Below are 5975 nucleotides of genomic sequence, written 5' to 3' on the forward strand. Positions count from 1 at the left end.
TCTATTTTACCGGGAAGGGGGCAAACTCCCCTTTTATATCCCTTTACGTTTTATTGGCGGCGTGCCAATCCTATTTACGCTGTGTGGGTTTTTGGTAACAGCATCTTATGCAAAATCCAAAAATGTAGGAGAATATTTTAAAAAAAGGTTCTTTCGCATTTTTCCACCCTTGTGGTTCAGCGTATGGATTGGCTTTGTGATTTTATTACTGTTCTCCAACGGTGCATTCCCAGTAGGAAAAGCAGCTGTGTGGACATTCCTCCAAGGATTTGCTTTGCAGTATACGCCCGGATTTGCAAAGGAATTCGGTAGTGGAACGTTTAACGGTGCATTATGGGCACTGTTTACAGAGATGCAATTTTATTTATTAGTACCACTATTCTATCGCTTTATGAAAAACAGAAAGATAAAGAGCTGGCTAGTGATAGGCATTGTGCTCATTGCAGTACAGATTGGTGGAACAGAACTGGCTGCGGCAAGCCATAGCCGTGGGTTAATACTGCTATGGAAGCGTGGTATTCTTGCGCAAAGCAGCTTCTTCTATATTGGAAGCTTTCTGTATGTTTTTAAAGACACTGTGTTGAACCGGTTAATCAAATATGCACCTTGGCTGTTTGCGGGGTATACATTTTTGTATATTCTTTGGAATATTTTCGATATTGGCATTTTACAGATGCTTGCCACAGATTGTCTGATACCGATTTTGATTTTGACTTTGGGTTATTTCTTAGGGCAGCATCGCTTAAGGTATGATATCTCCTATGGAATCTATCTGTATCATGTGATGATTATCAATATTTTCTTGGAATTGCAGCTGGCTTTGAATATCGGAACGATACTGTTGATTGTGTTGCTGTCATGTGGTTGCGGAGTGATTTCTCTGCTGATTGATAAAGGCTTCAGAAAAATATTACCTTAAAACAACACCGCACAAAGCCTGCCTAATGGCTTTGTGCGGTGTTGCTCAAGATATATCATACCAGAATAGCAGATTTCCTGCTTGTGCATTCACTCTTATGCATTCTCACTGCATCAGCATCCGGCGCAGCCGCACCAGATCCGCTGCGTCCAACCGTTGATCCCCGGTCAGATCCGCCTGGACTGCCTGCTCCGGAGTCAAAGTACCCTGCCTGAGCAAATACCGTTGCAGCTGCACCAGGTCAGCCACGTCCACATCCCCGTCCAGATCCACATCTCCCAACAAGGACTGGGTGTACACCGCTTGCACGGTCACATCTCCGGTCAGCTCCAATTGGCAGCTTGCATCCGTCAGCTTTTGCTGGTCCCCGATGTTCCAGTATGCAAATTGATACCTTGCCTTGGGGGCAGCAGTCAGCGTGACCGGTATATCGGTGTAATACTTTCCAGTCCAGTCGCCGCCGGACAGATCCGGGGTCAGGCTGTTGACCTGTACAGTCCCGCAGGACTCGTCATTCCGCACTGTCAGGGAAACCAGCCGTCCTTGCAAAGACAGGGTTCCTGCCAGGGCAGAGGTGATGCTGTCAAAGCGACTCTGATAGAAGGAACGCACCTGCTGCGTTTCCGAGTTGTATTGGGACTGGGCATACTGCCCACCAGGCCAGCCCGGCCAGAACCGGTTGTAAGTAGCAAGGGTCATATCCTTGTACTGCTGGGTAAGCGCTTCGATCTGCGCTGTCACCTGCTCCGGCTTGAAATTCTCATTCGCCATGTCCATAAAGGTCAGACAGAAATCCCGGCGGAAGGTATCGTTTTGCAAAGCAGCACTGAACAGCTTAGACAGGAAGCAGTCCTGCTTCAGCAGACCGGCAAAGGAATTATCGCTGGGCTTTGTCTGCCCGTACAGATTGGTGCTGTATTCTGTATCAAACAGGATGAACCGCCACTTTCCGTCTGCATAGGGGTTATCCTCCTTCACCAGCATGGATTTCCACATAGCCATGTTGTTCTGACCCCAGTCCGTGTTGTTGTAATAAAACTCGGCACTCATGTAATCCATGAAGGATTGAATATCCACCTGGGCACACAGTTTTTTGTAGTTGGCATCATCGGAAAGATCCGCAGTTTTGACCCACTCATACAAAGCAGTAAACTCTGCAAAGCCCTCCTCCGTGCCTTCATCCAACTCCTCATTCTTAATGAGGCATACGTCCTTTTTCTTGATGCCGTAATGATCCTTCACCAGGGAATCACTGAGCTTTTCCGTGATTTCGTAATGCCCCCAGAACTCCCCATCCACAAAGACAATGCAAGGCTCCATGCCCTGGGTCAGCAGATTCCGGTCGCTGACCAGGGACTGGTTCAGCTTATCCCGGAACCGGGTGTACTGGCCGTCGTTGCCGGCATTCCGTAGCATGAAACTGTCGAAGGAATCGATCACGCCGCCATTGAACTGGCTTTGTACCTTGCCGGAAAACAGGTCGTACTCCACCTTGGCTACCCCATAATTACTGCGGGCATATACATTGAAACTCTTCTGGTTCTGGCTCCGGGTAGCACCTCCATGAATGCGGATCCCTACATCCTGGGACAGCACAAGACTGCCGTTTTCAAAGATCTGCATGGAGGCAGGCCGCTCCCACAAAGCACCGGACTGCATGTAGTTGGCAGGCATCTCCCAGGTGCGAGTGGAATAATCGTAATCCGGACCATTTCTCCAGTCGTCATAGGTCTTGCCCAACACATAGATGCCCTTTTCGTAGTCAAACAGATTGTCGCTATCGGTAACCAGAGAGACCACCTTGCAGTCCCGGTAAAAGGACGCCCGGTTCTGATACCCGATGAAGTATGCTCCAGTAGCAACACTGCTGGATGCCCCATTGGCATCCACCGCAATGGCACGCAGGATCATTGCCTTGTCCACCGGACTGGTGGGTGCCGTTACCTGCGACATGAAATCCGTTGCAGCAATATCCGTCCGGGCACTCAGCACATTCTGGGAGGAAGACACGTCCGAAATGGCAATTGGGCCAGTGTATTTCTGACTATCCGTAGTGGGATCGCTGCCGTCCAGCGTATAATAAATAGTAGTACCCGCCGGAGCGGACAAGGTCAGATCAAAGCCAGCATCATAAAAGCCGGGCTTCTTGGAAAAGATCGGCGCATCCACCGCTGTTTTCAACACATCCTCAGTCTGATTGGGCTGATCCGGGGACATATTCAGGTAGGCAAACTGGTCGGAGCCGTCCGGCACTCTGCCATAAGAAACATTCTCCCCGATGGCACCAAAGGCAATGGTGTCCACCTGTTTCCCGGTCGGATCCGTCAGAAGCAGAGTCTCCCCGTCCTTGGACAAACCAAAGGGTGCCATCAGTTGCCCTGCCGGTGCGACTGCCTTGGCATCACAGAACACCAACATCCGTCCGCCTGCCTCCAGGATCGTGCCTGTCGGGAACACATACTGCCCCGGCTTGACCGGATCATCCGTCAGACCATAGCCGCTGAGATCCACCCTCTGACCGGTGGAGTTATACAGTTCAATCCAGTCGTAATACGCCCCATCTGCGGCAGCAAATGCGGTATTCTTGGCACATGCCTCATTGAGCACTACCCCATTCGGTGCATCAGCGGCAAAACCCATCGGTGTGCAGCAAAGCCCCAGTACCGTCACGCCGCCAAGAACAAGAATCATTTTTTTATATCGGTTCATAAGTTCCCCTCCTGTTTTTTGTCCGGCGCATGCCGAACCCATTTTATCTAGTGTAACATAATTTTCTACAAAAAGCAAGAGAGAATGTGAAAAGCGGTACTGCAACTTGCAGCAATGCTCCTCCAGGTCTCCAGATACAGTGACAGAAATGACAGGTTCGTGACAGTTTATTTTGAAAGCTGTCACTGGGCAAAAGCCAGAAAACTGGGGTTTGCATGGACAAATGACAGAAATGACAACTTTTTCATTCTACAGGCAGAAAAAAATAGTAAACTGGATATACATATTTTCTACAGAAAGAAACCGAAAAAAACTGTCATACTTGTCACTGGATACGGAAAAGCCCGGAAAACTGGGGATTATCCAATGACAGTTTGTGTGACAGAAATGACAGTTTTGCGGCAGGTGTGACAGTTCCCCCCATTCGTTCAAATTGCAGCCGGACGAGGGGAACGGGGCAGGGAGTCAAAAAAACCTCCGCAGGCATGCCCCGGAATGGGACGGAACCATGCAGCACAAGAAACCGCCAGAGCGACCTGCTCCGGCGGGGTTTTTCTGTCCAGATTCACTTTGTGGAATCGATTCAACATTGCCCGGCATGTTTCCACGCACCAGGATTCTCTAGGAAAGCACCCCCACAGACAAACGCATCAATGTACGCTTCAAAAGTGCAAGATCCGCTGCATTGATAACACCGTCCTGGTTCCAGTCCGCCATTTGCCGGTTGATGAGGGTTAGATCCCGACTGACCAGATACCGCTGCATGCATAGTATGTCTGCAACAGTCAACGCTCCATCGCTGTTGACATCCCCTGGAAGGGTGGTTAGCTCTGTAAATGAATAAGTATGCTCCTCCGCATAGCGCTGGGCTTCTGTATCCCGATTGCCATATATGGTACAGTTCTGGTTGAATACCGGATCCTCCGGATCTGTCAACGGATTCGTTGCCGGAATGGTAATTAAGGCTGTGGTGCGCTCTCCGAAGGCTTTGGGCAATGCACCAATAACAGCCACCGATTCGGGAATGGTAATGGACGAAAGCATTGGAAATGCGCCTACACCAATGATTTTCAGTGATTCCGGCATGGACAGATGCCCTACCTTACCACAGTTCCGAAAGGCACCGGAATCTATGCGCACAATGCCATTTTCCAGGCGCACCTTTTCTAAAGCGGTACAGCCACAAAACGCATCCGATCCGATGGATGCTGCAAGCAGACGCAGATCACCCAGCTTGGCACAATCCCGGAAAGCATATTGGCTTATCTGGAGATCCCGGCATTGCAGGGCCAGCGTTTCCAGTCCGCATGCTTCAAACGCCATGGCACCAATGTACTGCAACGCCGACGGAAAATTGACCTCCCGCAGGTAGGGACAGCGATAGAAAGCTTTTGCATCGATGAACCTGATGGTATCAGGCAGCTGAATCTTTGTGACTGGAGCAAACATAAATGCGCTTTGTTCCACAGTCGTAACCGGATAGCCGTTAATTTGCTCCGGAATTGTTACCACATCCCGAATGGGATCTGCTGCTGTATTTTGCGTGCGCATACTGTACTTGCTCTTGACAAATGCAGCCGTCCGATCGGGACAAAGCATGTACAAGTCACCGTCTGATTCCATGAATCCAGAGGAAACAAGGGTTTCCACGCCGTCAACCAGCGTGTAGTGATAGGAGGGACGAGGCGTTTTCCGCTGGATCTCATAGGTAAGCGTAAAGGTTCCATCCTTATTTTCCTTAATTTCTGCATCCGCCGCATCGTACTGCTTTGCATCATCAAGATCCGTCAGAACCGCCTCAAAGGTAACAGCTCGGTCAGAGCCGGTATTTTCTCCGGCGGCAAGAATCCGCTTGGTTCCTGCATCGTCCAGCCAGTATTCATTGTAGTTCTCCTGGTAGTCCAGATGCTTGATATCCGGCACACAATGCAGGAACCAGGATTGTCCCACTTTATATTCTGAAAAGCGATCCCAGATGCCGTAGCAATCCTCCAGCTGCTCCAATGTGAGCCTTGGACCGATTGCCGGATCCTGTGACAGCATGCGCCTTGCCCGTTCACAGCGAACAGTGTCCTTTGCCGATTGCTCCGTTTCAAAGATAAACCGGCACAGGGCTTGTTCGGATTCGGACATAGCTGCATAGTCCGTGATGCACAGATCATAACGCAGGAACTTTTCCCACAAGCTTTCGTCTATAGGCATTTGATCTATCGGGCGTGCTGTTGCGGTATTAGGAATAGATGTCCCATGGACCAACAGCGGTGCAGCGTACATGGTGAGTACTACTGCGGAAAGTGCTGCAAGAATACGTTTCTTCATACCGAATTCCTCCATGTCTATCATTGTG

The 5975-nt window shown here is 49.8% G+C and carries 3 protein-coding genes; 1 reads left to right on the plus strand and 2 read right to left on the minus strand.

Going from position 1 to position 5975, the window contains the following annotated elements; translation table 11 throughout:
• Positions 1–919 (plus strand): acyltransferase family protein (locus QVO51_RS05150; protein ID WP_288167885.1); only part of this gene is annotated, 919 nt, incomplete at its 5' end.
• A 105-nt stretch (positions 920–1024) separates the two neighbouring features.
• On the opposite strand, the gene QVO51_RS05155 is transcribed toward QVO51_RS05150, so the two are convergent.
• Both QVO51_RS05155 and QVO51_RS05160 read right to left on the minus strand, forming a co-directional pair.
• Positions 1025–3628, minus strand: coding sequence for a CotH kinase family protein (locus QVO51_RS05155; RefSeq protein WP_022357499.1), 2604 nt, complete (start codon positions 3626–3628; stop codon positions 1025–1027).
• A 621-nt stretch (positions 3629–4249) separates the two neighbouring features.
• Positions 4250–5830 carry a leucine-rich repeat protein gene (locus tag QVO51_RS05160; protein ID WP_288167886.1) on the minus strand — a complete coding sequence of 527 codons (1581 nt, stop codon included), beginning with the start codon at positions 5828–5830 and terminating at the stop codon, positions 4250–4252.
• Positions 5831–5975 lie beyond the last annotated feature (145 nt).

The sequence above is a fragment of the Ruminococcus sp. CAG:379 genome, assembly GCF_000434255.1.
Taxonomy (GTDB): domain Bacteria; phylum Bacillota; class Clostridia; order Oscillospirales; family Ruminococcaceae; genus Ruminococcus_F; species Ruminococcus_F champanellensis.